This is a genomic window from Cupriavidus sp. H19C3 (assembly GCF_049393815.1).
Lineage (GTDB): Bacteria > Pseudomonadota > Gammaproteobacteria > Burkholderiales > Burkholderiaceae > Cupriavidus.
In genome coordinates this window covers 973,870-999,060 of the sequence record NZ_CP184986.1, presented here as the reverse complement: position 1 = coordinate 999,060, position 25,191 = coordinate 973,870, and the positions used below count along the sequence as shown (strand labels likewise).

The following is a 25,191-nucleotide window of genomic DNA, read 5'->3' as shown; positions in this document are numbered from 1 at the left end:
TGAGCGACCAAGAGTGTCGTACGGGACGGCGGCATTTGACGTCGGTGAAGGGCGCCTCCTACGGCCGTTCTCGTCAGTCCACAGCGCTGCCTCGAACTCTAATGGATGGCCTCGGCACGCAGCAGCTTCCACGTGCCAATTTGGTGGTCGAATACGGCCCCATCGGGAGCCACCGCAGATCGCACATCCCAAAATTGATACCGGTCTGCCTTCCCGCCGATGGCGATAGTTTGTCCGCGGGCAATGCTCGCGCCCTTCACCAACAAATGCCGGGTAATGATTCCGACAACATTCGCACAGTTTGGGATTTCGGCCGGGGCACTGACTTCCTTCATCCCAAAATTATGCATACCGCAACTATAGGCACCGCTGCCGGCCCCATCGACCGTCACGACAAACGCCCGAAGAATCCCATCGACGCCCTCGCTCGCGAAGTCCAGCCATTTTTGCGGCGTATGGGCAATGCCGACGTGCTCGACGAGCACACCCAGCGCCCCAGCTTGAACCACAGCGCTTGCCGCAGCCATCAGATGCATCATCCGATGCAAACTGCCCCCCGCGCCCTTGATAATGACGCACGACGCGTGCTGCCTCACTGCACGCATCTCGCTGGTGTCGTGCCAGTGCAGACCAAAACACCAAAAATCCAGCACGGTATTCCTACGACGTCCTTTCCGAAACTCGATGAGGACGCTCTCCCCCGTGTGCAAATCCGTGAGCATGCCGTCAACAAGACGATACTTTGGCGCTTGAGAACTTAGCGCGGATAGAAATTCGGCACGGGAGACCCACGCGCCCGGAAGGGAAAGAACAACGAGAGAGTTTTGCATCGGACGGCTACATGAAAGTTGTCGAAGCGGCGGCGGAGCGATGCTCGTCACATACCAACTTCGATTTGATCTAATCGACAAAGCAAGGCGTCGGTTAGCCAGGACAGGAAAGCGCACCATCCGCCGTGTGAGAGACCCTGGCCGTCAGGCGTATCGATCAGCCACCCCGACGACTGGCCCGGCGCGCAATCGAGTTGCCACCGTAGCCATCGACGGAGAGGCACCGTGAACTCCGACGGCACGTCGTCAAGGCGGATGTATTCTTCGGGTTCAGATTTGATGGTTTGCAGTCCGCCCGGCAACCAATTCGCCAATGCGCAGTGTCGTTGCGCTGGTGTCGACGTTCGTTCCTCCCTCGGAGGATCTTCGTAACCTACGGTCACCGCCGTCACGCAATCTTCGCAACTGAGCGCACCATCATTCTTTGCGCGTTGGATGTTGCGCAGAATCTCCTGCGTGCGAAGAAACTGGCGCTCGGAAATCTCCCGGGTCGCCCGGAGCCGGCGATTCGCCCGGTACAACGTTTCCAGCGGGTAGCGTTGGGCGAGTTGGACCACATCAAACAGGGTCGGACGCGCGAGGATGATAGGGATTTCCGCCGGGGTGCCGCGCAGTTTGGGGTTGGACCATAGGTGTGCACCCGCGCGAAACGCCAGGTCTCGGAATACAAATTTTTCAGCCATGGTACCCCTCCCAGCAACTCGAAACCGTCTTAGATCGACTCGCGCGATAGCACGGTGCCCTGCGGCACGTCCTCCGAACGATGCATCGTGCGCTTAACCGGTGCCACGACGCTAAGCGCCATGCCGACCAATTGCATTGGGCGAACGAGGTCCCGTTCCACATTGTCTAGCGATGCGATGGTCCGGAACGTTGTGCGCGGCCCCGGGCCCCGCGCATCGAACTCGTCCATGACGATTCGGTAGGCACCGGTCACCAGCGAATCGCCCGCGATGTTCTCGATCTCAAGCTGCCCAAGTGTTCGGCGGCAGTCTTCCTGTCCGTCTGGAATGAGTTCCACGGTCACGCGTAGCATGGTGTTCACTTCCCGCTGAGCGTGCTTGCGGCCATCCCCTGCAGTCGCTGGGTCAGGTCGCACCGTGTCGACGCGCTCGCAAGCCCCAGCGCCCCATCCGTCTCGACCAAGTGGTCGCGCAGCGCGACGGGCCAGCCCTCGCTGTCGTCGTCGATGGCCAGCCAATGTTCGGCCCGCAGCCCAGATCGCGCAACGTATCGCGCGATCTGGGCATACCGCGTGAGTTCGCTGAACCAGCTCGCGTCGATGCGGTGCGCACCCTCATGGTGTCGCGCCATGGCCGAATGCCAAGTAGCGCCGATCACGCGCGCCTGCAACGCAGCGGGCAGATAGGCTTGGGTTCGGCTGAAGCTCTTGAGCACGCGCACCCACGACGTGGAGAGAACAATCTGGACCTGGGGATAGGGGGCGAGAGCTTCCACGAGAATCGGCGCCCACATGAACAGCGAGCCTGCCGCACGCAATTGAGGCCGGCCATTGACCAGATAGGCCGCATCGGGGTGCAGAACACCGTCGTAGTCCAGAAACAAAATCATCGTGCATCGTGTCGTTGCGCTGACGCAGGGCAATGCGTAGCCGCTCGTGCCTGCCGCCCCAGATCCGCCGTTCGGCGGCAGGCCCTCTCGGTGCTATGCGCGCGGGGCGGCGATCGGTGTGCGCAGCAGTGTGACGCCGCGCGAAGCCCTTGGTTAAGGGCCGCTGCAAAGGCGGCATTGTGTCTCAACGACTACAGAATGAGAAGACCTTGACGCAAGAATATGTTCGGAAAGCCTTGTCTTTCATGGAAACGGCGAGCTTATATAGCAGGAAAATATTGTGACTCAACGACCACTGACAGATAAGGGAACGGTCCGCAATATGGACGCATGTCCCGTGTCCATCAGCCCTCCGCTCGTGAATTGCTCGCCCTGAATATTCGGCGACTGCGCGCGGCCTATGCATGGACGCAGGAAGATCTGGCCTGGCAAGCGGACATGGACCGTTCGTTTCTGGCACACGTCGAAAGGGCGGCCCGCAATTTGTCGATCGACGTCATTGAACGGCTGGCGCTCGCCCTGGAAGTCCCGGTCGCGGAACTGTTTCGCGTGCCAGACGTGACGCCCCCGCGCAAGCGCGCCCCGCGTCATTGAGCCAGGGGCGTTTGGCGCAGATTCCTCAGTCGATCTGAAAGAATTCCGGCTGCTGTCCGGCGTTGATGGCCCGCTGAAACCAGTCGGGACGCTCCCCTCGCCCATCCCAGGTTTGCCCCTCGGCATTTTGCGGTAGCGTGGCCGTGCCGCTGTGGGCGCGAAACAGCCGGCCGCCAATAAATCGGCCAGTGTCAGGCCCGATTGCGCCATCTTGATACGCACCCAGCGAATGGCGTCGGCGCGGGCAATCTCATGGGGCGCGTGCATGGGCGGTGGCTCGAAGCGGTTAGGCGGCGGCCTTGCGCCGTGCCCCGGATCGCACCTTGGCGCCGTCGCGCCAATTGCCCAGCAACTCGCGCGACAGGTCCCGTTCAGTCTCGGCACGCTCGGCCCGCCGGGTCATTTCTGCCAAGGCCTCCTGGGCGGCACCCAGTTGTTGCTGTCCGCTCTCCTGCGCGTCCTGCAGCGCCGCGCAACGTACCTGCGCCGCCTGCGCCTGGGCTTGCCAACTACCCAGCGCTTCGGCCGCGGCCACCGCTTCCTGCCGCTGCATGTCGCGCAAGCGATCCACCTCCACCCGCGCCGCATCGAGTCCCCGGTCACTCTGGCGCCGCGCCGTGCGTTCCTGGTCCAATTCCAGTTGGGCACGCCGCACGGCAGCGTCCCCGCGCGCCTCCATCGCTTCGAGTTGCTCGCGCATGCGCTCCAGCTCCGCCAGGAAATCACTGCGCGCGGCGCCCGCCTGCTCGCGCGCCGCCAGCAGTTCGCTCTGCAAGGCCTCCCGGTGCGTCGATGCGGCTGCTTCGGCGCCGCGCGCCTGCGCCACCTGCTCCTGCAACTGGCGGCATTCAGCCCGCAACGCCTCGCGCTCGCGCTCGAGCGCGGTGAGCGCGGCTTGAGCGTCGGCGAAAGCCATCTGCGCGGCATCCCGCTCGGCCGCGACGACTTGCTCCTGCGCCTCTATGTCTTGGCGCGTCGCGGCGAGTTCGGCCAAGACGGCTTCGCCGGCGGCGCGCCAGATGGTCTGGACGGCGTCGGCAGCCACCTGCTTCAGGCTGTCGGGGAGATCGGGATGGTCAATCGTGACCCGCGAACGGGCGCGCAGGTCTTGCCAGAACTGCTGCAGCGCCTGGGCCGGCGTGCCCATGCTGCCCTTGCGCACCAGTTGATAGAGCTTGTTGGTGGTGGGCGTGATGCCGTAGCGAAAGAACAGCAGCCCGCACACCTCGCGGTAGAGCGTGCGCGTGTCGGCGTGAAGGTGCCGCAACTGCTCGACCTCGGCTTCGAGGCGAAGGGGATCTACAGCGTCTGGCGTCATGGTCGAGCACCTTTTTGGACATTCAGAGTTAAATATTACTACGTAATACGTAGTGGATAACAAGATTCGTGTAAAAGTTTAGACATAAGTACGCTTATGTCTATAATATTGGCTCGAATCGCCTCCCCACGCTGCCCCTGTCGGTATGCATAAATTTGTGCCCTCTTTTTGCAGAATTTTGTTCCCGACCCCCATGGGCATGCCTGGCTGGCGCGCTGGAGCGCACGCACCGGCGGCAGGCGCGGCGTGACTCGGCTAGCTTGCGTGGCACGCCTGACGGCGAACGTCATCGCTTTGCGCAGCTGAATCCCGTCCATCGGATCGCCCCGCGCCGTCGGCGGGGTGAAGGCTGACGACGGACCGATGCGTTGGGGGAAGGTACAAAATTGCTTCAAGTGTCGGCTGGGGGAACAATTTCTTGCAGCGTTTCTCGACGCAATATTGTTACCATCGCCCTGCAATCGGCTTGCTGGCGTGCGACCAGCGGGAACAAATTTGTGCAAACCGACGCTTAGGCCGATACACCATGGAACTGCTCCCGATTAAACCTTTGGATGGCCTGGCCGCCCCGCTTCCCACCCCGCTGGAGCGCCTGCGCCTGACCCCGGCGCTGTCCGGCGCGGCCGGCAGCAACCGCGCGCCCGCCAGCGCCACGCGGATCGCCGCGGCCGACGACCTGGCCGCCGTCACCGCCTGGCTCGCGCGCTATGCCGACAGCACCGCGACGCTCACCACTTATCGCCGCGAGGTGGAGCGGCTGATCCTGTGGACCGTGCTCCAGGTGGGCAAGCCCTTGTCCTCGCTGACGCACGAAGACCTGCTCGCCTACGAGCGCTTCCTCGCCGATCCGCAACCCGCCGCGCGCTGGGTGCTGGCCGGCAGCAAGAAGCTTGCACGCGGCCACCCCGACTGGCGCCCGTTTGCCGGGCCGCTGTCGCCGTCCAGCGTGCGCCACGCGATGGTGATCCTGAACGCGCTGTTCGCCTGGCTGACCGAGGCGGGCTACCTGGCCGGCAACCCGCTTGCCCTCGCCCGCCGCCGGCGCGCCCCCACCCGAGCGCGCATCACCCGCTATCTGAGCCACGACCTGTGGGAAACGGTCAAAGACACCGTCGCGGCCATGCCGACCGAGACCGCGCGGGAACGCCGGCACGCCGCGCGCTGCCGGTGGGTGCTGACCGTGCTCTATCTGGGCGGCCTGCGCGCCTCCGAGCTGACGGCGACCCCCATGGGCGCGTTCTTCTGCCGGCGCGATGGCCAGGGCATCGAGCGCTGGTGGCTCGAGGTGACCGGCAAAGGCAACAAGACCCGGCTGGTGCCGGCGACCGACGAACTGATTGCCGAACTCGCGCGCTACCGTCGCGCCCACGACCTGCCGCCTACCCCGCAGTTCGGGGAGACGCGGCCACTGGTGCTGCCGGTGATTGGCAGAGAGGGTGGCGAGAAACCCCTGTCACGCGGCGCGCTGCACCTGATCCTGAAAGAGGTGTTTGGCATGGCCGCGGAGCGCCTGCGGGCGCGCGGGCCCGAGTGGGGGGCGCAGGCCGCGGTGCTGGCCAGCGCCTCGGCCCACTGGCTGCGCCACACCGCCGGCTCGCATATGACCGACCAGCAGGTCGACCTGCGTTATGTGCGCGACAACTTTGGGCACAGCTCGCTGTCGACGACGAGCGGCTATCTGCACAGCGAAGAGGATGCGCGGCACGAGGCCACGCAGGAGCGGCACCGCATCGGATGGATCAGGAAAGCATAAGGCGCGTCAGCACACCAAGCGAAGTGCATTTCCGCACCGATCTGGGATCGCATCAGAGATTGATGCCCAGCCTGATCGCAGGCCTCTACTACTCTTCCAGCCAGGCGTGCTGTCGCCTGGCCGCGTCCTCGCCGATCTTGGCCGTATGGGCCGCTGCCTGTTCAAGCCAAGGCGCATGCGCCCTGGGAACGACCAGCATCGCCAAACCCAGTCCGTCCAACGCACGCAGGGCGTGCTCGAGATTGACGCCCTTGCCGTTCTCGAGCTTGGACAGCATGCCGACCGAGACCCCGCAATGTCTTGCCGCCTGGTCAATGGGCATCCTTTTCCCTGCCCGCGTTGCTCGAATGCGGTCGCCCAGTTGGTGAATGGTGCGAATCGTCGCACGCGACGGTGGCTTCGGATCAGGTAGTGGTCGTGGCATGGAGGTCGTTCTTGCAAAAGGAACACCAGCGTGGAGAGCGGTTTTCTGTGTTGTTTCACTATCGTGAAATTATACTCTCACAATGGCGGCCGGATGCCGGCAAAGATCTGCGCCTGCTAATAAGCACTTCGCAGAGGGTGGCAATTGCAGACACGGCATCGAAAGACCCCAGAAGAGACCGAACACTACGGTCCTGGACGCAACCTCCGTAGTCTCTACTGGGGCCAGGCCCCAACACCTTGACTGCTCTCGGGAGAGCTAGCGTTCTCTTCGCTGCGTCGGACCCGTCGCGATGAAAGGATGCTTAGAAAGCGGTGAAGCCCGTCAACGCGGATATCTCGCGCGTTGTCCGCAAGACCGGTATCAGGACAGGTGGAGGTTGATCGGTGCGAGTTTAACTTGATAGGACTGGGTGAACGATGACCTCATGTCCACGCGTCGCGGGCGCTCAAAGTGAGCGCTCATCTCATGGAAGAGCGCGCATCATGTTTGTTGAGGAAGCACAACAGCGCTAGGCCGGTGAATGCCGCTGCTGCTTCGATTCCAAGCAACATTCGAACGAGATCATTTGGCCACCCGTCAGCGGAAATGCTGACCAGCCGCCCGAGCACCAGGCCGCTGGTGAACACGACGTTGATCCACATCGAGGGCTTTCGCCACGCCTTCGAGAGTAGACCCAGGGCCAGCAACAGACTGATACCGAGATGCATGCCACCGTAGTTGGCACGGATCTCATTGAAGGCATTCACCGAATGGGGTTGCATATCGAGGCCCGCCATTGCCGTAGCGGGGTCGTGAAACGTATGCAAGCCAATTAGCAGGAAAGCCAGTGCCGAAACGGCCAGGTATATTTGAGAGAGGCGATGCATGAGTTGGCTCTCAGGTAGCGGACGTTGACGGAGTGGGTGTCGACTCACTGCCGGTCGGCTCGTTCCTGTCCACCGTCCATGTGTGGATGGGTTCATGACCACGGCGCACCCATTCCGGCGGCCGCCACAGGTGTTGCAGTCGCTGCCACACGGGCCCCGGTGACATCACGTCACGCCACATGTCGACAAACTCGTGGAGATTCAGCACCAGGATATTGTAGGACTTAATCTGTTGGGTGATGCCGTATTGCACCGTCTCCCGTTCTTCTTCGAAAGTGCCAAACATGCGATCGAAAATGATCAACATGCCACCGTAGTTCTTGTCGATATATTGGTCGTTTCGGCCATGATGGGCACGGTGATGGGACGGTGTATTGAAGATGTACTCAATCCAGCCAGGAAGGCGGCGGATCAGTTCGGTATGAATGAAATACTGATAGGACAGATTCACGGCCAGGATGAGTGCGACTGCGGCCGGCGGCACACCGAGGAGCACGGGAGGAAGGAAAAAGATGAAACTCCCAGCGACCACATTGAGCATCGATTGTCGTGCCGCCGTAGTGAAGTTCATGTTCTCGCCGGTATGATGAACGACGTGCGCCGCCCAAAACCAGCGGATTCGATGGCTGGCGCGATGAAACCAGTAGTAGCAGAACTCGACCGACAGAATGATTGGGAGAATGGTCCAACCGTCCACCGGGATATCAAACAAACGTTTTGAATATACCCACGCATAGATGGATCCTGTCACAAGAGCCACTCCCAGGGGCTCCATGATCTGGTAAGTGGTGCCCAATGCGATGTTCGCCCACACCTCTTTCCAGTTCAGTGTCGATTCGGCTCTACGCCTTCGATTGATCAGGGTCTCGAGACTGAATGCAATGATGAAGAGAGGAACCATGCTGAGCATGAACGCCTGCTTCCAATCCACGGACTTCCCAAATATGGAATGCAGCCAGTTCATCATATCGGACGGCAATTTAGACTCCTGTTCGCTTGGCTTGCCGACAGTTTGATCAAACTGGTGACCCTCCGCATTGACAGTCCTCGACACTTTCTTGACACTTCGCGACATTGTTCATTGTCATCCCATGTCCGCGCCCACCGCTTACTACGCCAGCACCTACGTGAACCTGCTTTTCGACTACTTGCAGGACCAAGGGCTGGATGCCGTGCATGTGCTGGGGGAATCCAGCCCTAATTGCCAGGAAGTGCGACTCTACGCGCTCGATCACTGGCGGCGTTTGCTTGAGCGTGCCGCCGAGGTTTGCAATGATCCGCTCCTCGGATTGCACGTTGGCCAGCGCATTGCGCCTGCGCATCTCGGCGTGCTTGGATACGCACTTGGGGCTTGCCCTGACGTCGGGGCTGTCTTGCAACGCTGGCAACAGTACGACCGTGTGGTTGCAAACGTTACGCCGGCGGAGCTAAGAACCGAAGGTAAGTCCGTCGTGATGACGTGGCCCCGTTCGACGGAACCAACGGGGCCGCTCGTTGACGAAACGGCCTTGGCTGCGATGACCCGTTTCACGCGAGCCATGACAGATGGTGATGTGAGGCTGGAGGAGGTGTGCTTTGTTAACGCAACACCTCAAGACACCACCCCTTATCTTGCATACTTCGGCTGCCCGGTGAAGTTCGACCAACCGGAGACGAGTCTGCGCTTCCCCGTCGACCTTTTGCAGGCGCCTCTGCGTCAACCTGATGAAGCGCTACTGCGAATCATGGAGCTTCAGGTACAGGCTCTGCTGGGTGCCATGCCGAAGATGGATGACATGGAACATGCCATCAGGCAAGCGGTAGCCGGGCTCGCGCGTCAAGGCGAAGTGAGCCTTGAAACAGTGGCTTCCTCCATGCACATGACCCCCCGCACGTTGCAGCGGCGACTCGACAAACTGGGTCTGAAATTTCGCGAGCTACGTGACGACACGAGACGCCGGATTGCAGAGAATTACCTAAAAGATCCACGGCTTTCGCTCGCTGAGGTGGCCTGGATACTTGGGTACTCGGAGCACAGTGCATTTACTCGCGCATTCCGGAGATGGACATCGCAGAGCCCGCAAGCCTGGCGCCGCGAAATGGATGCGTGATCCGCTACGGGCAACAGCGCAGTCGCCCATGTGATTGCAGCGCTGAAGGTTTTAGGCTGGCCTCCTCGGCCCAAGTCCCAAGCTCTCGCACCGGGTTGCATGGCCTTCCATCGCCGCTACGGCGGAGTAAGCGACCCGCCCTGGCCCGTCGCCTCACGTGGCGGAGAAGCTGTTGAGCTTCTACCCGACTCATCTTTGAGACGACGGGAAAGCAGGTACTTCCATGCCGTCTACTTACTGCGAATCACCTCGGTGATTGGCTCGAAATAGCAACCATATTTGACATCGCCCACCGTGTCACTCATTTGCATCTCCGCTGTGTTGACGCGAGCCTGGATCCCATCTGTGACGACCTGCGGGTCAGCGGCCTCGCAGTTATAGAGTGCCAGGTACTGCCACGGATGAGGCCCCGCTTTTCGCTGCTGCTCCGTGCGACTGAAGCGCTGTGCGCTCACCACGCCCGGTACGCGCAACACGTCTGGAAGGTGCTGCTCGGTATACCAGCGATTGAACTCTTCTTCACGCCCCGGAACCGCGTTCGTGAGTACCAGATAGGTGAACTTGACCATTCTTATCTCCTTAAGGTTATTGAAGTACAGGGAATGTCCAGCGGCCGATGCCCTGTGACGCGCCCGTGATGGGTATGTGTTGACTGGCGAGTCCCTTGTTCACGTGGTCCTCTTTGCTGGAACCCGCGCTTTGGCATTCCGGCGGTTTCGGCGCTTGAGAGAAAGGGTGTGGCCCAACGCTTCCATCAAACGACGCAAGCCCGTAGACGTTCCCATTCGATGCTGGGAAATCTATGCTGCAACCTTTCGTCCCCGTGTAAGGGGACAACCGGGAAGAAGGCGACGGAGCAAGCTCGAAACGCCAGTGAACAGAGTTCTCCGAAAACTTCAACGAGCGGATGTGCGTGAATTTCGTATCAAGTCTGCGGCCTTCTCTGCCATGGCCATAATGGGAAGGTTCGTGTTCCCACTGATGATCGTTGGCATCACAGATCCATCAATTACTCTCAAGTTCTCAACCCCGCGCACTTTCAACTCCTCGTCAACAACAGCGTTGTCGTCGACTCCCATGCGACACGTGCCAACCGGGTGATAGATGGTTTCCGCATGCGAGCGTATCCATGCCTTACGGGCTGCACCGGTGGAGAAAGCATCGATGTCGAGCCTTCGTTTGATGTACTTCCGGAGCGCCGGCTGGTCGACAATCTCGCACGTGCGTTCCACGCCGCGCACCAAACTCTCCAGGTCAGACTCGTCTGAGAGGAAGCGAGGGTCGATTCGGGGAGAATCGGACGGATCTGAAGAACGCAGTCGCAGCACGCCTCTACTTTTTGGACGCAGCTGGCATACGCGGACTGCAAATCCGTGGGGAACTTTTTCGTTAGGCGGTGGATTGCGCAGCGCAATGATCAGATGGGCCTGCCACTCAGGCAGATCCGGATTTCTGTCGGAGTTGTAAAATGCTCCTGCCTCAACGCCTTGAGAGGAAGCCGGCCCGCCTCCTGAAAGAAGATAGCGAGCTCCTGCCATTCCGCCTCTTACCAGGCCGATATAGGGCGTGAGCGTATTGGGCTGCGACGCTTCTAAGCGAATCGCGCAATCAAGATGGTCCTGAAGGTTCTCACCGACGCCTTGCAGATCGACCACGGGAGCGATACCAATCGACTGCAGATGTTTGGCCGGTCCGATCCCCGAAAGCATCAGGAGTTGCGGTGAGGCAATGGCCCCTGCTGTCAGAATCACTTCGCGGTCCGCGCGAAGCTCCACCTCCTCCCATCCATCCTCAATCACTACGCCTTGCGCTCGCTTTCCGGCAAGGAGAATCCTGCGGACTTTACAGTTCGCCATCAATGTCAGATTGGATCGGTTACCTGCTCGATCCAGGTAACGATAAGCACCGGATCGCTTTCCCTCGGCAATCGTAAGCTCGTAGAATCCTGCGCCTACCTGCGACGCCCCATTGAATCCGTTGTTCTCCGGCATACCGGCCGATACTGCGCTCTCTATGAACGCAGTCGATATGGCGTTTTGCTGCGTGCCGTATGACAGGCGAATCGGACCCGCGTACCCGCGATCGTCATTCCTCGCCTTCGTTACCAGTGATGCATCCTCAATCTTTCGAAAGTACGGACGAAGGGATTCATAGTCCCAGCCCGACAGGCCCTGAGATGCCCAGTTGTCGTAATCGGATCGGTTCCCCCGGATAGCAATCATGGAATTGATCGAGGATGAACCGCCCACCACCTTGCCCCGGGGTATATAAATATTCCGATTGTCCAGTTGTGTCTGGGGCTCCGTCCAATAGCGCCAGTTGAATTTTTGGCTCTTATAGAGAACCCGGATCCCTGCCGGCATCTGAACAAAGATGGATGACGCGGGAGCGCCCGCCTCTATCAGCAGTACCTTGACGCTGGGATCTTCACTCAGCCGAGAAGCGAGAACACACCCTGCCGAGCCGGCGCCGATAACAATGTAGTCGTATGTAGCGGTTTTCATAATCAGGAGATCACTCAACGCGAGCCGATGCCTTGAGCGCCATGCGCACGCGGCGAATGTGCTCGTCCGACTGTCCGAGCTCATCAATCGGTACTCGTGACGTTTCAGGAGACGCCAAGATGGCAAAAATAGACAACACTGCGCCCCCCATCATGAAATAGGCGGGTGATGAAGGGTTTCCGGTCAGCTTCGTCAGAGAAGCGCTGATTAAAGGAGCGGTGCCGCCAAATAGCACCATGGCCACGTTGTAGCCTACCGACATGGCGCTGTAGCGTGTGCGTGTCGGAAACAACTCCGTCATCATGCAGAACGGCGCGCTGCCATACATCCCCATCAATACCCCGACGCTAGCCATCGTGGCAATTACCACCTCTGGTGTCGAGCCCACGACGATCCGGAACAAAGGAAGCGCAACGACGAGGTATGCCAATGCCGCCGTAAAGGCGACGGGTCGTCGACCCACGCGGTCGGATAGCGCTGCAGCGAATGGGATCACAATCACTGAACCCAGAAAGGCCAGGCCGGACGCCGCTAGAGCTTGCCCGCTACTCAACCGTCCAGTTGACACGAGATAAGACGGGAGATACGCCAGGATCAAGTAGTAAGGGATGCCGTGTGAGATCGCTACGCCAAGACATTTGACAATGCTTCGCCAGTCGTCACGAAGGGCTTCGCGCAATGGTGCTTGTGCCGCGCCCTCGCGTTCCAAGTGCAACCGGAATGCCGGTGTTTCCTCGATGCGCAGCCGCAGCCAGAACGCACCCAACCCAATCGGACCAGCGATCAGGAAGGGCAATCGCCAGGCCCATGCCTCAACTGCCGTCTGACCAAAAATGCTGGTGATCGCCAGAACAAGACCGGATCCGCTCAACGCACCAATTCCAGCCGACATACCGAAGAACCCGATCACAACGCCACGCCGGCGTGTCGGGGCGTACTCGGCAAGGAATGCGAGTGCTCCACCTGCTTCGCCTCCCGCGGAAAATCCCTGAATCATGCGTAGGGCTACCAGCAGCAAAGGAGCGGCGATGCCAATCGCCTCGTATCCCGGTAGGACACCGACCAACCCCGTCGAAACGCTGATCAAACCAACGACAATCGCGAGCGTATCGCGCCGTCCAAGCCGGTCTCCCAGCGATCCAAAAAACAGAGCGCCGAGTGGTCGGGTAACGAATGCGACGGAGAATGCCGCGAAAGCCGCTATCAGGCTAACGATCGGGTCGCTGCTTGGGAAGAACACCTTCGCCAGGGTGGCGGAAAGATAGCCATACAACGAGTAGTCAAACCACTCCAGCATGTTTCCCACGGCGGCACCGGAGATCGGCTTGAGAACATCCCGGACCCGCTGGGGGGTGGGGGTCGAACCTCTTCGGGGATGATGTTGCATTGATTTTGTCTCCCCTTCTATAAGCAATGTTTGAAAAACCGAAGCGCGCTTACTCTTATTTGTGGTAAATATTAGGTAGCCTACCTATTACAATCAAATAGGCGTTTACCCTCCCATCAACGAAGTCAGGTGGCTGATTTTGAGCCGCAAATGACACTTTTACGCTTTATCTTGACAGACCATCGTGGCGACCTACGCTCTATGTAATCGATTGCATCGTGGAATGGGCTATGCGCCGATGCGAACGAGTGTTGAAAGACCTGCTTTTTTCTTGCGGTGGCCCCCCTAACTAAAGTCGATCACCCCGGAGGTAGCTATGTCACTGATGGCAGCGGTACGCGAGGCGTTCAATCAATGGGAGCGCTTTCGATTCATGTCGATGTTCGAGTACCTCAGTGCCGAGTTAGGGGAGAGCTGGAGCCTATTTATTTGATTTGTAGGCTGCCAAAGCGAGGTCGCTTCGGCTTTCTCGCTTGCCTTCTTGCACCGGCTTCACTGTCCCCCCGCGCCTCTTTAACAACGCGTCGTGAGGCTGCCCCCTTGGTCAGCGAGTGGTGGCGATCGCGCACTTCTAACCCCACGTCCATGCGGGTGTTTTTTCACGCCTATGCATAGGTAAGAACCGAAGCCCTGCGATCCCGACCTTACGGAAGGTCCCGGCGTCAAAGGTGGCCTCCAGCGGGCCAAGCGGGCCTCCGGCCGCGCCTCACTCGGTACCGACGTCTGTCGTCAGCCAGCCCGCATATCTACCCTGCTAGCTATAACAACCAGAAGGCAAACAGTCCTCGCGCGTACCCCGTTGGTCACCGGCGGAATATCTTGACCACTGAAAGCGGCGGTCGCCCGCCTTCAGGCCAACTGGGCTCTCCCAGTCTAGCCACGCCCTTCTCTCCCACCCCTGGTCCCGCTCGAGATTTGTGACGCGAGGTCAAACCTCCGCACCGATTAGGGTAAACCCCCTTTTGCAGATAGTAGGTAGCCTACCTATTATATAGCCATAACTTCCCCTCGGAGAGATATTCATGACCGCCCCGTTAACCCCCACGCAGTCGACTGGCTGCCCGTTTCACGCGGCCTCACCTGCCCAGTCCGCGTGTCCAATGCACGCTGGCGGGGACAGCGGCATCCCCGACTTTCCGCCCGAACGGGTCGATCCTTTGTCGCCGCCGCCGGTGTACTTCCAGATGCAGCAAGGAAGCGGCTTGGGGCAAGCTAGGCTCTGGGACGGAAAGATCGCCTGGCTGATTACGCGCTATGACGACGTCCGCTCGGTCCTGTCTGACCCTCGCTTTAGTTCTGACATTACGAATCCCGGCTATCCCACTGTCAGTGCTGCAATGAAAGTTGCCCGGGGTAGTAACAGGACCTTCATCACCATGGATGCTCCCAAGCATGCAGAGCATCGGCGCATGCTGACAGGTGAATTCTCGATCCGCAAAATCGAGGCCCTACGCCCACGGATTCAGGCGATCGTAGACAAGCTGCTGGACAACTTCGCAACAAAGCCTCAACCCTCCGACCTGGTTAGCGCCTTTACGTTGGCCACGCCGGCATTGGCGATCTCAGAATTGCTTGGCGTTCCGTACGAAGACCATGACTTCTTTCAGGAACTGGCGATGGTCCTGACGTCGAGTAGTGCGACGCTTGAGGAGGCCATCGCTGCAAATCATGAGTTGTGCGAGGTGTACCTGAAGGACCTGGTGGCGAAGAGATCGGAGAACCCCGGGGAAGATATCCTCAGCCGCCTCATCGTCAATCACGTACGAAAGGGCGATATCACCGAAACGGACGTTGTTTCCCTTGCAAGGCTCTTGCTGATCGCCGGCCACGAGACCACGGCGAATACGACCGCAATGGGAGTGCTTTTCCTCCTGCAACGACCGGATATCTGGAATGAGCTTCGACAAGACACAAGCCTCGTTCCAAACGCGGTGGAAGAAATTCTGCGCTATCTGGATGTCACACATTCAGGAAAGCGTCGTGTCGCCACCGAGGACATTGTCGTGAACGGACAAATGATCCAGGCGGGCGACCCCGTTGTAGTACTGAGTGTCTCGGCCAATCGCGACAGCTCGAAATTTGAAGATCCGAATGTGTTCGACCTTCGCCGAGATTCAAGGACGCAGGTCTCGTTCGGATACGGCCCGCATCAGTGCATCGGTCAACCCCTCGCACGGCTCGAAATGCAGATCATGTTCACCGCCTTGCTGGAGCGGTTTCCGAACCTCGAGCTTGCTGTTCCCGTGGAAAACCTTGATTTCAAGGGCGATTCACTCATGTATGGCGTCAAGGAACTCCCTGTTCGCTGGTAATCCACCACTTAAATGATACGCATCATGAAAATCACGATCTACCCCGAAAAGTGCTGCGGTTCTGGTCAATGTGTCGTCAACGCGCCGGATCTGTTCGACCAAAAGGAGGATGGCATCGTCATTCTCTTGAACGCAGAGCCGTCGGCTGACCAATTCGAATCAGCACGCTTGGCTGCTGGCATCTGCCCAGCGCTCGCCATCGAGATTCACGAGGATCAATGATGAACTCCCCCGAGCACATCGTCGTTGTCGGCGCGTCGGCCGCCGGCATCACGGCAGCACGAGCGCTGCGCGCACAGGGCTGGGGAGGGCGGCTCACGCTGATCGGAAAGGAAGGCGGCATGCCTTATGACCGCCCTCCTCTTTCAAAGAGGCTGATGGCAGGAGAATGTCCGGTAGAGGCGCTCAACTTTGTGTCCGAGGACGGCATGAAGGCGCTGAACCTGCACTACCTGGACGGGACATCGGCCACCGCCCTCGATACGAACGCCAGTTCGCTGCAACTCAGCAACGGCTCTACACTTCAATATGATCGCTTGCTGATCGCCACGGGCGCGGACGCTCGAGTGATTCCCAACCTCAACCAGGCGGCGAACTGCTACAGCCTGCGCAACTTAAACGACGCGCTGGCGATTCGGGAGCATCTGACTGCCGGAAAGCGAGTGCTAGTAGTCGGCGCGGGCTTCATCGGCACAGAGTTAGCGGCGATTGCAAAGACCAGCGGCTGTGAGGTGACCGTCATCGACAAGTCGAAAGTTCCTCTCGGGGCGAGAGTCGGGGATATCGTTGGGAAGCGGATCGAAAAAATCCATGAAGCCAACGGCGTGGTTTTCCACAACGACTGCGAACTCAGGGAGGTGAAATGGCGTGACCGCACCATTACCGAAGTCCGCTTGGACACTGGGGCTGTGATCACTTGCGACGTAATTGTTGTGGCTATCGGCGCAGTTCCCAGCGTGCAGTGGTGCAGCGGATTAAACATCCGCAGCGGCGTAGTCTGCAATGAATACTGTGAAGCAGCCCCGAACGTGTATGCCGCCGGCGATGCTGCAGAGTGGTTTCACAAAGGCTACGGCGAGCACATGCGCATTGAACACCGGACGAATGCAAGCGAACAGGCGATGGCCGCGGCAAAGAACATGCTCGGCTCTCGCGTTGAATACGCTCCGCTTCCGTTTTTCTGGTCGGATCAGTACCAGGTCCAAATCCAAAGCTACGGACGCATCGGCCCGCAATACACCGTTGAAGTTGTCGAAGGGGATCCACTGAAAGACGACTCCTGCATCTTTCGCTACTACAAGGGAGACGTTTTGATGGGCGTTCTTAGTTGGAACGCCAGTAGAAAAGCGCGTGAGTACATCAAGCCGTTGAAGGAGGAGTGGACGAAGAACCACGCTCCAGCTGCGGTAGCAGGTTGAGACTGTATTTGATAATAAATGAGGAGACAACATGACAAAACCCGCTTCGGCTATCCGCAGAGCAGTCCTACTCTGCTCCCTGGCCCTGCCCTCCATCCTGTACGGCCAGCAACCTGACCGGTTGCCGGTCCGGCTCTTTGTTGGCTACGGACCGGGCGGTGGCACCGACGTAGTTGCACGCGCAGTTGGCGAAGAGCTGGCGAAAATCTGGAATCGGCCTGTAATCGTCGAAAATCGGCCCGGCGCAAACGGGGCGATCGCCAGCAAGGCTGTCGCGCGAGCTGAACCGGACGGTTCGACCTTTCTGGTCATGCCCCCGACAACGTTGATCATCGACGCATACTTGCGCCCCACTGTTGCTGTCGATCCCACCAAGGAACTCACTCTTGTGAGCGGGCTGGCCGCAACCCCACTCGTTGTGGTGACCCCGGCTTCCGCGCCATACAACAACCTCGCTGACCTCATTAAGGCAGCTCGTGCGGCCAACGGGAAGTTCACGTACGGATGGGCCAACTTGGGCATGCGTGTCGGTATGGAGGAATTCGCGCAAAAGACCGGAATAAAGATGACCCCAGTCGGCTACAAGAGTGCTGGGCAAAGTGTCCCCGCTATCGTTTCAGGCGAGATCGATATGCTCATGATCGATATGGCACCGATCGCGCAACTCGTTAAGGCTGGAAAAGTGAAGGCCTTTGCCGTGTCGACGCCAGAACGCTCGCCTATGCTGCCAAACGTCCCTACATTCAAGGAAGCGGGGATTGACGTCCAGCTTACGGGAACCATCGCCCTGTATGCGCCTGCCAAGATGCCCCAGAACGCAATCAAAAAAATGCAGAGCGATGTCGCTACGATTTTGAAGAACGGCGAGCTTCGCACGCGGATGCAAGGCACTGGAATGGAAGTCATTACGCAGTCCCCGGAGGATTTCGAGGGCTACCTTAAGCAGCGCAAGAAGAGCATTGATGCAGTAATTAAGGTCGGTGATTTTAAGCTCGAATAGATCGACCTCCGTCACAAGCACAGAATTTCGTAGCTAACCTCTTAGTCATTGGAGTACACGCTGTGTATCCAGAATTATCCCTTTACATCAATGGCGAATTTCTCGGCATTGAAGGCCGGCGACACCAGGACGTAGTCAATCCTGCGACGGAGGAGGTCGTTGGGCGACTGCCGCTCGCCACCCGCGAGGACCTCGACACCGCCGTCGAGGCGGCTCATCGAGCTTTCCTGACGTGGCGCGACTCATCGCCTTTGGAACGCAGTGCAATCTTGCGTAAAGTTGCGGAGCTCGCCCGTCAAAGGGCGCCGGAAATCGGCCGCAACATGACCATTGACCAGGGGAAGCCTCTGCACGAAGCCGTGGGCGAAGTAACGGTTTGTGCAGAGCATGCGGACTGGCATGCAGAAGAGGCTCGGCGGATCTACGGCCGCGTGATCCCCAGCCGCAACCCTAACGTCCGCCAGCTCGTGCTACGTCAGCCGGTCGGAGTCTGCGCAGCCTTCACCCCTTGGAATTTTCCCTTCAATCAGGCGATCCGGAAAATCTCTGCCGCGCTTGGCGCAGGCTGTACGATCATTCTGAAGGGACCAGAAGAGACACCGAGTGCCGTGCTGGCGATCGCTCAACTGTTCCATGATGCGGGCCTTCCTCCTGGTTGCTTAAACATTGTATTTGGCGTCCCGGCGGAGGTGTCAGCACACCTCATTGCATCTCCGCTGGTCCAGAAGATCTCCTTTACGGGGTCCACTGCTGTTGGCAAACAACTAGCAGCTCTAGCAGGATCCCATATGAAGCGAATCACTATGGAGCTTGGTGGTCACTCCCCTGCAATCGTCTTCGACGATGCGGATGTCCATACCGCCGCCGAGATGCTTGCAAACTACAAGCTGCGAAACGCTGGTCAGGTATGCGTCTCGCCCTCCCGCTTCTTCGTCCAGCGCGGGGCTTACGATAGGTTCCTCAGGCGTTTTACGGACGTCATTGGCGCAGTGCGGGTCGGCAACGGTATAGACAGCTCGACACAGATGGGACCGCTCGCAAACCAACGCCGTGTTGCTGCAATGGAAGGGTTGATTGCCGACTCCAAAGCGCGCGGCGGAAAGGTTGTCGTGGGAGGGACCAGGTGCAGCGACACAGGACATTTCTTCGCGCCCAGCGTCGTTATAGACATTTCAGACGACTCCATGCTCATGACTTGCGAGCCATTCGGCCCTGTCGCCCCGGTTGTAGCGTTCGACGATCTGGATGAGGTGCTGGCACGGGCGAACAAACTGACTTACGGCCTGTCGTCTTACGTGTTTACCGAGTCAGCGAAGACAGCGCATGCTGTCTCTACCCGCCTTGAGGCCGGCATGGTCAACATCAACCACTTTGGAAGCGCTCTCGCCGAAACACCGTTTGGAGGCATTAAAGATAGCGGTATCGGGAGTGAGGGTGGGACCGAGACGTTCGACGGCTATCTCGTCACGAAATTTGTAACTCAAGTGTAGATCGGGGGCCGCAAAGGGCGATACGTCGCCCTTTCCCCCGAAGCTACGTTCCCAGTCAGGTTTTGGCGCCTAAGTGAGTGTTAGGCGCCTTTTTTATTAGCGTATAGGTCGCGGCAGTGCGCCCCATATTGGGCGATGCGGTTGCTCTCGGCGACTCTGACAACTCCCTGCATGGCTCCGCAGTTGCAGCGCAAGCGCGGCCGGCTAGCGATAAGCCTTCTCGAATCGTGTCGTCTTCCAGGAAGATTTCGTTGGTATTACTCGTGGTCCAGCCACGGTTCTCTTTTGAACATCTTATCGATGATGGGGAACATCGCGATCACCGTCTGCAACTCCTCGGGCGTCAATCCCTCCATGCGCTTGCCCAGTGCCGCCGTCCGCTGTGCGGCCAATTTGCCGGCCACAGCCCGGCCTTCATCAGTAATCTGAATCATGTTGTTGTACGAGCCGACGGGTGCGGAGCGCGCGATTAACTCGGCGTCGACCATCCGCCCGACAATCTGCGTCATCGTAGGCAATCTGACGCCTTCATTCCTGGCCAGATCGCTAACTCGCATCGGCCCTCTTACGAGCAATGCACTAAGAACAGCGCTCTGCGCGGGGGGCACGTGCGCCGCTCTCATTTCCCGCCGCAGCGCTACAACGATCCGCATCAAGCGGGGTCTAAGTTCGTCCGCAAGCATTTCAACCGTAGGTTCTGTCATGTCTACAAAAAGGGGGCAATCACTGAGCAGATGATATAACGATTCAGTGAAGAATGATCGCGCGAAGTACCTGGAGGCACCGAGTCGATATGGTCCGACTGGTGAGGGTAGCGACCACGCAGACAGCGGCGGCGCGTGAAGGGGTTCTGTGCCTGTGGCCGGGTAGCAACTCAAGGCCGGGCCTTGTCGCGTTCGTTCGCGATGGCCGGAGCACCAATCTTGATGGAGAGGGATGACGAGACGAGGCGCTGGCTGGCGCTCTCGTCTCAAGGCGTCGACGCTTGATCCGCCGACGCGCGGAGCTTGCTAACTCAGCTTGACCAGGTCCTTCTTGTACGTCTTCGCCTTGTTAATGTAGTCGTCAGCGTTCTTCTCGATCGCAGCTTTGACTTCCTCCGTTAGTTCACGTACCTGCTTTGCAGGTGTGCCCATGACCAAGCCTCCTGCCGGGAAGTTCTTGCGCTCGCCGATCAAGGATCCGGCCCCCACGAGGCATTGTTGTCCGAGTTCGGATCCATTCAGGATCACAGCCTGAATGCCGACCAGACTACGTGCTCCGACCTTGCAACCGTGAAGCATCGCCTGGTGTCCAATGGAGACCATCTCGCCTACCTCGACGGGAAAGCCAGGATCGGTGTGCAACACAGCCCCCTCCTGGACGTTCACGCCTCGCCTAATCGTGATCTTTTCATTGTCGCCGCGGATCACAGCGCCGGGCCAGATGGACACGTCTTCGGCGATTTCCACGTCGCCGATGATTACCGCATGCTCGGATACATACGAGCTCGGATGAATTGTCGGTTCTTTCTCTCCAATTCGATAGATCGCCACAAAATGCTCCTCTTATCTTGATGTGACTAACTTTTCGCCGACCGCGTTACTTGCAGGAGGCGAAACACTACTGCATGGGCCGCTCTCGCAGCCCGTGCCGACTTCGACGCCGTTTCTTGCCCTGCCGCTAGATAAATACTTGTTCCTCTGGTTGGACTGCCGGCTCGATTGCATCATCCAGTACCTCGATCCAGTGCTTTACTGGCGTGGGCGTTCCACTTTGCAAATGCTGGATGCAACCGATGTTCGCGGACACGATGCAGTCAGGTTGCTTCTCGCTCAGATGCTCGATCTTGCGGTCTCTGAGCTGGAGTGAAATTTCGGGCTGCAGAACGGAGTAGGTGCCGGCTGAGCCGCAACAAAGGTGACTCTCCACGCTGGCACGATGAACGGAAAAGCCCAACTGTCCCAGATGCTCCTCCACCACTCCCCGCAGCTTCTGGCCGTGTTGCAGCGTGCACGGCGGATGGAACGCCAAGGCCGGCTTGTCGCACGCTTTGACTTTGCCGCGCAGTCTTGGCAGAAGTTCAGGAAGCAATTCGCTCAGGTCGCGGGTCAACTCGCTAACCCGAGCTGCCTTCTCGGCGTACTCCGCGTCATGCTTTAGCAAGTCGGCGTAGTCCTTCACGGTCGCGCCGCAGCCGGACGCGTTCATGACAATTGCCTCGACTTCACCGCTGGAAATCGCCGGCCACCAGGCGTCGATGTTTCTGCGCATATCATCGAGGCCGCCCTTGTGATCTCCGGTGTGCAGCCGGATCGCGCCACAGCAACCGGCTCGAGGAACACTTACAACCTGAAAGTCGGCTGCATCGAGTACCCGCGCGGTCGCAGAATTGATGTTCGGCATCATCGCCGGCTGCACACAACCTTCGAGCATGAGCACTTTCCTGGCGTGGCGGCGCGTTGGGCGCTGACCCGCAGGTCTGCTCGGCGTAAGCTTGTTGGCGAGCTTGGAAGGAAGTAGCGGCCGAACCATTCGGCCAATCTTCATGGCCGGCAAGAACAATGGCGAAGTTAGCCCCTCACGCAGCAGCCAACGCACCGCGCGGTCTTTTGGCGGACGAGGAATTCGCTCATCGACTAGCTTCCGCCCAATGTGAACTAGCTTGCCGTACTCGACACCGCTGGGACAGGTGCTTTCACAGTTCCGGCACGTCAAGCAGCGGTCTAGATTCTGTTGGGTGCTTGCTGTGACCTCTTCCCCCTCAAGCAACTGCTTCATCAAGTAGATGCGTCCCCGGGGTCCGTTACGTTCATCGCCCAGAAGCAGGTAAGTCGGACACGTTGCCGTACAAAAGCCGCAATGCACGCACTTGCGCAGAATCTCTTCGGCCTCCGCCCCTTCTGGAGTGTTGGCAAACTCATGACTTAGTTTTGTCTGCATATGGAGCCCCTTACAGGCCGGGGTAGAGTCGACCAACATTGAAGATGCCATCGGGATCAAACGCTTGCTTGAGATTGCGATGAATCTCGAAGAGCGCATCGCTCGGTGGCGTGAACACGCCGCTCCTATGATGCGGATCCCTGAACAGCGTGGCGTGACCACCAAGCGATGACGCCATTTCCCGAACGTCCTCGATGGGATCGTCGGTGTATAGCCATCTCAATGCACCACCCCATTCAATAAGCTGATTCGCGGCCAAGAAGGGTTGGGAGACTGCCGGAACGGAAACACGCCAGAGAGGCGCGTCGCTCTGTGAAAAGAAGTCGTGGCGGTGGTCGCGGACGGCATCCCACCAGGACAACGCTTCGTCTGGTTCCAGCTCAGTCCCGCCCAAACGCTTTCTGGCTTCCGTGACAGCAGAGGCTGCACCACTCAGTCGGAGGAACAGCTTTCCGTCGTGCCAGGCACTCGCATTGACTGGCAATGCTTGCCGAGTCAGCCCGTTTAAGAGAGACAACGCCCCTGCTTCGTCGCGTTCAATGAACAGGGTGATCCTCGATGAATGAATGGGCAGAACCTTCAGCGAGACCTCACAGATAACACCGAGTGTTCCCATTGAGCCCGCCAGGAGACGCGAAACGTCATAACCGGCAACGTTCTTCATCACTTGCCCGCCGAATGTCAGAAGCTCGCCTTTGCCGTTAATCATGGTCGCGCCGAGAACGAAGTCCCGAATGGACCCTACCCCGACGCGTGCTGGCCCGCTCAGACCTGCCGCGACCGCTCCTCCGACAGTACTTCCTTTAGCAAAGCGTGGCGGCTCAAAGGCAAGGTACTGATTGTGCTCGGCCAGCACGGCCTCAAGTTCTTCTAGCGGTGTGCCTGCACGAGCGGTGACAACCAGCTCAGACGGTTCATAGCTGCAAATTCCGCTGAGGCGCCGGACATCACACGGTTCACCCGACGGCTCTTCACCGTAGAAGCATTTCGTACCGCCGCCAACGATGTTGAGAGAGGTCTTCGTTTTTCTTGCATGCAGGACTGTCTCAATCAGATGAGACACTTCCGTGGGGATCGTCGTCATTCTAGAACCTCGGGATTTCTGGATGCGGCAGCATCCCACGCCGAACAGTCATGCGACCATATTCGGCACATCGATGCAGCGTCGGAATTACCTTCCCAGGATTCAAGAGCGATTGCGGATCGAATGCACGTTTCAGCGCAAACATTTGTTCTCGCTCTGCGCCTGAGAACTGAACGCACATTGAGTTCAGCTTCTCCACGCCCACACCGTGCTCTCCGGTCACCGTCCCGCCAAGCGTGACGCTTGTTTCCAGAATCTCAGCGCCGAATTGCTCCGCCTGGTGCAGTTCTTCGGGATTGTTGGCGTCGAAAAGGATCAGCGGATGTAGATTCCCGTCGCCGGCGTGGAACACGTTCACGCAGCGAAGCCCATAGCGCACCTCCATCTCGCTGATTGCTCGAAGGATCGCAGCGAGACTCTTGCGAGGAATCGTGGAATCCATGCACAGGTAATCCGGGCTCATGCGCCCCGTCGCGGGAAATGCATTCTTTCGCCCGCTCCAGAAACGAAGACGCTGCGCCTCGTCCTGACTTGCTTCAAGACGAGTGGCCCCGCTGGCGGTGAGGACGGCATTCATCTTCACAATCTCGTCCTCGACCTCCAACGCCGTCCCATCACTCTCGCACAATAGGATTGCGGCCGCGTCCAGGTCATAGCCAGCATGCACGAAGTCCTCTACGGCGGCGGTCATCGGCTTGTCCATCAGTTCCAGGCCGGCTGGGATGATGCCGGCCGCGATGACGTTGGCTACGGCGTCACCAGCGGCTTCGACGGTGTCGAAGCTTGCAACGATGCATCGCGCAAGTTCTGGCTTAGGAATTAACTTGACGGTGACTTCCAATGTCACTGCGAGCATCCCTTCACTGCCTACAACGACGCCGAGCAAATCGAGCCCAGGGACATCAAGGGCTTCCGATCCAAACTCTATCGCCTCGCCCTGAATGGTGTATCCCCGTACTTTCATTACGTTCTGCAACGTGAGTCCGTACTTGAGGCAATGGACGCCTCCGGAATTCTCGGCCACGTTTCCACCGATCGTGCAGGCAATCTGGCTGGACGGATCGGGGGCGTAGTACAGCCCATACGTAGCGGCTGCCTCACTGATTGCGGCGTTGCGTACACCGCATTGGACCACTGCGGTACAACTCACAGGATCTACCCTGACGATCCGGTTAAAACGAGCGAGCGAAAGGAGCACGCCCATCTCATGTGGGAGCGCACCGCCTGACAATCCCGTGCCTGCGCCCCGAGCCACGACGGGCGCACCGAGCGTCTTGCACGTTCGCAGAATGGCAACAACCTGCTCTTCTGTTTCGGGAAGCACCACGACGAGCGGCTGCGCCCGATAGGCCGTAAGGCCATCGCATTCAAATGGCTGGGTGTCCTCGCGCTGCGACAGGATAAGGTCCCTAGGCAGCACGCCTTCTAGCGCGGAAACCACTTCCGCACGCCGGGCTTCCCTCCGCTCAGCGTCAGTAGGATGTGCCAACCAGCCGTCACGCGTCGCATTCATGACTTTGCCCTCCTGGTGCGATGAAGCTGCGTCGTGCTGTGCCGGTCTATTGGATAATCAGTGCGGAGCGACGGCGCGACCGTAGCGAGCCGGCGAACCGCGCAATCAGCC

Annotated in this window: 25 protein-coding genes; 8 read left to right on the top strand and 17 right to left on the bottom strand. The window is 59.1% G+C overall.

All coding sequences use genetic code 11. The features are described 5' to 3' along the window. Positions 1-98 precede the first annotated feature (98 nt). Genes DFLDMN_RS24020 through DFLDMN_RS24005 form a run of 4 tightly spaced genes read right to left on the bottom strand, consistent with a single transcriptional unit; the run spans position 99 to position 2,402 of the window. Entirely contained in the window at positions 99-830 is a 732-nt protein-coding gene (locus DFLDMN_RS24020; RefSeq protein ID WP_066735637.1) for a hypothetical protein, read from the bottom strand. A gap of 47 nt (positions 831-877) precedes the next feature. Then, entirely contained in the window at positions 878-1,513 is a 636-nt protein-coding gene (locus DFLDMN_RS24015; protein ID WP_043355296.1) for a hypothetical protein, read from the bottom strand. A gap of 29 nt (positions 1,514-1,542) precedes the next feature. Next, complete coding sequence (locus DFLDMN_RS24010; protein ID WP_066735635.1) at positions 1,543-1,866, bottom strand: hypothetical protein; 324 nt, start codon at positions 1,864-1,866, stop codon at positions 1,543-1,545. 5 nt (positions 1,867-1,871) lie between these two features. Further along, positions 1,872-2,402, bottom strand: a complete 531-nt coding sequence (locus DFLDMN_RS24005; RefSeq protein WP_043355300.1) for an HAD domain-containing protein — start codon at positions 2,400-2,402, stop codon at positions 1,872-1,874. A gap of 330 nt (positions 2,403-2,732) precedes the next feature. Here DFLDMN_RS24005 and DFLDMN_RS24000 point away from each other — a divergent pair, with 330 nt between their 5' ends. Further along, positions 2,733-2,996, top strand: coding sequence for a helix-turn-helix domain-containing protein (locus DFLDMN_RS24000; protein ID WP_043355301.1), 264 nt, complete (start codon positions 2,733-2,735; stop codon positions 2,994-2,996). A 25-nt stretch (positions 2,997-3,021) separates the two neighbouring features. On the opposite strand, the gene DFLDMN_RS23995 is transcribed toward DFLDMN_RS24000, so the two are convergent. Both DFLDMN_RS23995 and DFLDMN_RS23990 read right to left on the bottom strand, forming a co-directional pair. After that, positions 3,022-3,162, bottom strand: coding sequence for an H-NS family nucleoid-associated regulatory protein (locus DFLDMN_RS23995; RefSeq protein WP_370459387.1), 141 nt, complete (start codon positions 3,160-3,162; stop codon positions 3,022-3,024). A gap of 120 nt (positions 3,163-3,282) precedes the next feature. After that, the gene (locus DFLDMN_RS23990) at positions 3,283-4,314 is read right to left on the bottom strand and encodes a DNA-binding protein (protein ID WP_043358190.1); all 1,032 of its coding nucleotides are present in this window, start codon (positions 4,312-4,314) and stop codon (positions 3,283-3,285) included. A 526-nt stretch (positions 4,315-4,840) separates the two neighbouring features. Between DFLDMN_RS23990 and DFLDMN_RS23985 the strand changes: the two genes are divergently transcribed. Further along, positions 4,841-6,067 (top strand): tyrosine-type recombinase/integrase, encoded by a 1,227-nt coding sequence (locus DFLDMN_RS23985; RefSeq protein ID WP_043355303.1) that lies wholly within the window; start codon positions 4,841-4,843, stop codon positions 6,065-6,067. A gap of 88 nt (positions 6,068-6,155) precedes the next feature. Here DFLDMN_RS23985 and DFLDMN_RS23980 read toward each other — a convergent pair whose 3' ends face one another. The 3 genes from DFLDMN_RS23980 to DFLDMN_RS23970 all read right to left on the bottom strand — a co-directional run bounded on the left by DFLDMN_RS23980 (position 6,156) and on the right by DFLDMN_RS23970 (position 8,435). Then, complete coding sequence (locus DFLDMN_RS23980; protein WP_043355318.1) at positions 6,156-6,491, bottom strand: helix-turn-helix domain-containing protein; 336 nt, start codon at positions 6,489-6,491, stop codon at positions 6,156-6,158. A 461-nt stretch (positions 6,492-6,952) separates the two neighbouring features. Continuing rightward, positions 6,953-7,360, bottom strand: a complete 408-nt coding sequence (locus DFLDMN_RS23975; RefSeq protein WP_043355321.1) for a DUF4345 domain-containing protein — start codon at positions 7,358-7,360, stop codon at positions 6,953-6,955. A gap of 10 nt (positions 7,361-7,370) precedes the next feature. After that, positions 7,371-8,435 (bottom strand): sterol desaturase family protein, encoded by a 1,065-nt coding sequence (locus tag DFLDMN_RS23970; protein ID WP_306418434.1) that lies wholly within the window; start codon positions 8,433-8,435, stop codon positions 7,371-7,373. Between the two features lie 16 nt (positions 8,436-8,451). Between DFLDMN_RS23970 and DFLDMN_RS23965 the strand changes: the two genes are divergently transcribed. Further along, a complete protein-coding gene (locus DFLDMN_RS23965; RefSeq protein WP_043355323.1) occupies positions 8,452-9,450 on the top strand; it encodes an AraC family transcriptional regulator in 999 nt (332 codons plus the stop codon). Positions 9,451-9,680: 230 nt separating this feature from the next. Here the strand turns inward: DFLDMN_RS23965 and DFLDMN_RS23960 are convergent, their stop codons facing one another. The 3 genes from DFLDMN_RS23960 to DFLDMN_RS23950 form a co-directional block, all read right to left on the bottom strand. After that, a complete protein-coding gene (locus tag DFLDMN_RS23960) occupies positions 9,681-10,019 on the bottom strand; it encodes a DUF4286 family protein (RefSeq protein ID WP_052495067.1) in 339 nt (112 codons plus the stop codon). A gap of 327 nt (positions 10,020-10,346) precedes the next feature. Further along, positions 10,347-11,954 (bottom strand): GMC family oxidoreductase, encoded by a 1,608-nt coding sequence (locus tag DFLDMN_RS23955; protein WP_043358193.1) that lies wholly within the window; start codon positions 11,952-11,954, stop codon positions 10,347-10,349. A 10-nt stretch (positions 11,955-11,964) separates the two neighbouring features. After that, positions 11,965-13,341 (bottom strand): MFS transporter, encoded by a 1,377-nt coding sequence (locus DFLDMN_RS23950; protein WP_063778466.1) that lies wholly within the window; start codon positions 13,339-13,341, stop codon positions 11,965-11,967. Between the two features lie 1,022 nt (positions 13,342-14,363). On the opposite strand from DFLDMN_RS23950, the gene DFLDMN_RS23945 reads away from it, so the two are divergent. The 5 genes from DFLDMN_RS23945 to DFLDMN_RS23925 all read left to right on the top strand — a co-directional run bounded on the left by DFLDMN_RS23945 (position 14,364) and on the right by DFLDMN_RS23925 (position 19,561). Continuing rightward, the gene (locus DFLDMN_RS23945; RefSeq protein ID WP_222205867.1) at positions 14,364-15,653 is read left to right on the top strand and encodes a cytochrome P450; all 1,290 of its coding nucleotides are present in this window, start codon (positions 14,364-14,366) and stop codon (positions 15,651-15,653) included. A 24-nt stretch (positions 15,654-15,677) separates the two neighbouring features. Beyond that, positions 15,678-15,875 (top strand): ferredoxin, encoded by a 198-nt coding sequence (locus DFLDMN_RS23940; RefSeq protein ID WP_062802147.1) that lies wholly within the window; start codon positions 15,678-15,680, stop codon positions 15,873-15,875. Then, positions 15,872-17,071: an NAD(P)/FAD-dependent oxidoreductase gene (locus tag DFLDMN_RS23935; RefSeq protein WP_082818913.1), complete on the top strand. Its 1,200-nt coding sequence runs from the start codon at positions 15,872-15,874 to the stop codon at positions 17,069-17,071. Before DFLDMN_RS23940 ends, DFLDMN_RS23935 begins: the two co-directional genes overlap by 4 nt. A gap of 31 nt (positions 17,072-17,102) precedes the next feature. Continuing rightward, positions 17,103-18,071 carry a Bug family tripartite tricarboxylate transporter substrate binding protein gene (locus DFLDMN_RS23930; RefSeq protein WP_222205864.1) on the top strand — a complete coding sequence of 323 codons (969 nt, stop codon included), beginning with the start codon at positions 17,103-17,105 and terminating at the stop codon, positions 18,069-18,071. A 62-nt stretch (positions 18,072-18,133) separates the two neighbouring features. Beyond that, on the top strand, positions 18,134-19,561 hold the full coding sequence (locus DFLDMN_RS23925) for an NAD-dependent succinate-semialdehyde dehydrogenase (RefSeq protein WP_062794397.1): 1,428 nt from the start codon (positions 18,134-18,136) through the stop codon (positions 19,559-19,561). 257 nt (positions 19,562-19,818) lie between these two features. Here the strand turns inward: DFLDMN_RS23925 and DFLDMN_RS23920 are convergent, their stop codons facing one another. The 5 genes from DFLDMN_RS23920 to DFLDMN_RS23900 form a co-directional block, all read right to left on the bottom strand. Beyond that, positions 19,819-20,184 (bottom strand): MarR family transcriptional regulator, encoded by a 366-nt coding sequence (locus DFLDMN_RS23920; RefSeq protein WP_224040759.1) that lies wholly within the window; start codon positions 20,182-20,184, stop codon positions 19,819-19,821. 387 nt (positions 20,185-20,571) lie between these two features. Next, positions 20,572-21,096: a gamma carbonic anhydrase family protein gene (locus tag DFLDMN_RS23915; RefSeq protein ID WP_043355330.1), complete on the bottom strand. Its 525-nt coding sequence runs from the start codon at positions 21,094-21,096 to the stop codon at positions 20,572-20,574. Between the two features lie 127 nt (positions 21,097-21,223). Then, complete coding sequence (gene glcF / locus DFLDMN_RS23910; RefSeq protein WP_043358198.1) at positions 21,224-22,483, bottom strand: glycolate oxidase subunit GlcF; 1,260 nt, start codon at positions 22,481-22,483, stop codon at positions 21,224-21,226. Between the two features lie 10 nt (positions 22,484-22,493). After that, a complete protein-coding gene (gene glcE / locus DFLDMN_RS23905; protein ID WP_062794395.1) occupies positions 22,494-23,567 on the bottom strand; it encodes a glycolate oxidase subunit GlcE in 1,074 nt (357 codons plus the stop codon). 1 nt (position 23,568) lies between these two features. Then, positions 23,569-25,080, bottom strand: a complete 1,512-nt coding sequence (locus DFLDMN_RS23900) for an FAD-linked oxidase C-terminal domain-containing protein (RefSeq protein ID WP_043355338.1) — start codon at positions 25,078-25,080, stop codon at positions 23,569-23,571. Between the last annotated feature and the right edge of the window lie 111 nt (positions 25,081-25,191).

Excerpts from the sequence above, each read along its gene's own strand:
- DFLDMN_RS24020 (WP_066735637.1), bottom strand. The coding sequence starts at position 830 with ATGCAAAACTCTCTCGTTGTTCTTTCCCTTCCGGGCGCGTGGGTCTCC.
- DFLDMN_RS24015 (WP_043355296.1), bottom strand. The coding sequence starts at position 1,513 with ATGGCTGAAAAATTTGTATTCCGAGACCTGGCGTTTCGCGCGGGTGCA.
- DFLDMN_RS24010 (WP_066735635.1), bottom strand. The coding sequence starts at position 1,866 with ATGCTACGCGTGACCGTGGAACTCATTCCAGACGGACAGGAAGACTGC.
- DFLDMN_RS24005 (WP_043355300.1), bottom strand. The coding sequence starts at position 2,402 with ATGATTTTGTTTCTGGACTACGACGGTGTTCTGCACCCCGATGCGGCC.
- DFLDMN_RS24000 (WP_043355301.1), top strand. The coding sequence starts at position 2,733 with ATGTCCCGTGTCCATCAGCCCTCCGCTCGTGAATTGCTCGCCCTGAAT.
- DFLDMN_RS23990 (WP_043358190.1), bottom strand. The coding sequence starts at position 4,314 with ATGACGCCAGACGCTGTAGATCCCCTTCGCCTCGAAGCCGAGGTCGAG.
- DFLDMN_RS23985 (WP_043355303.1), top strand. The coding sequence starts at position 4,841 with ATGGAACTGCTCCCGATTAAACCTTTGGATGGCCTGGCCGCCCCGCTT.
- DFLDMN_RS23980 (WP_043355318.1), bottom strand. The coding sequence starts at position 6,491 with ATGCCACGACCACTACCTGATCCGAAGCCACCGTCGCGTGCGACGATT.
- DFLDMN_RS23975 (WP_043355321.1), bottom strand. The coding sequence starts at position 7,360 with ATGCATCGCCTCTCTCAAATATACCTGGCCGTTTCGGCACTGGCTTTC.
- DFLDMN_RS23970 (WP_306418434.1), bottom strand. The coding sequence starts at position 8,435 with ATGTCGCGAAGTGTCAAGAAAGTGTCGAGGACTGTCAATGCGGAGGGT.
- DFLDMN_RS23965 (WP_043355323.1), top strand. The coding sequence starts at position 8,452 with ATGTCCGCGCCCACCGCTTACTACGCCAGCACCTACGTGAACCTGCTT.
- DFLDMN_RS23960 (WP_052495067.1), bottom strand. The coding sequence starts at position 10,019 with ATGGTCAAGTTCACCTATCTGGTACTCACGAACGCGGTTCCGGGGCGT.
- DFLDMN_RS23955 (WP_043358193.1), bottom strand. The coding sequence starts at position 11,954 with ATGAAAACCGCTACATACGACTACATTGTTATCGGCGCCGGCTCGGCA.
- DFLDMN_RS23950 (WP_063778466.1), bottom strand. The coding sequence starts at position 13,341 with ATGCAACATCATCCCCGAAGAGGTTCGACCCCCACCCCCCAGCGGGTC.
- DFLDMN_RS23945 (WP_222205867.1), top strand. The coding sequence starts at position 14,364 with ATGACCGCCCCGTTAACCCCCACGCAGTCGACTGGCTGCCCGTTTCAC.
- DFLDMN_RS23940 (WP_062802147.1), top strand. The coding sequence starts at position 15,678 with ATGAAAATCACGATCTACCCCGAAAAGTGCTGCGGTTCTGGTCAATGT.
- DFLDMN_RS23935 (WP_082818913.1), top strand. The coding sequence starts at position 15,872 with ATGATGAACTCCCCCGAGCACATCGTCGTTGTCGGCGCGTCGGCCGCC.
- DFLDMN_RS23930 (WP_222205864.1), top strand. The coding sequence starts at position 17,103 with ATGACAAAACCCGCTTCGGCTATCCGCAGAGCAGTCCTACTCTGCTCC.
- DFLDMN_RS23920 (WP_224040759.1), bottom strand. The coding sequence starts at position 20,184 with ATGAGAGCGGCGCACGTGCCCCCCGCGCAGAGCGCTGTTCTTAGTGCA.
- glcF (WP_043358198.1), bottom strand. The coding sequence starts at position 22,483 with ATGCAGACAAAACTAAGTCATGAGTTTGCCAACACTCCAGAAGGGGCG.
- glcE (WP_062794395.1), bottom strand. The coding sequence starts at position 23,567 with ATGACGACGATCCCCACGGAAGTGTCTCATCTGATTGAGACAGTCCTG.
- DFLDMN_RS23900 (WP_043355338.1), bottom strand. The coding sequence starts at position 25,080 with ATGAATGCGACGCGTGACGGCTGGTTGGCACATCCTACTGACGCTGAG.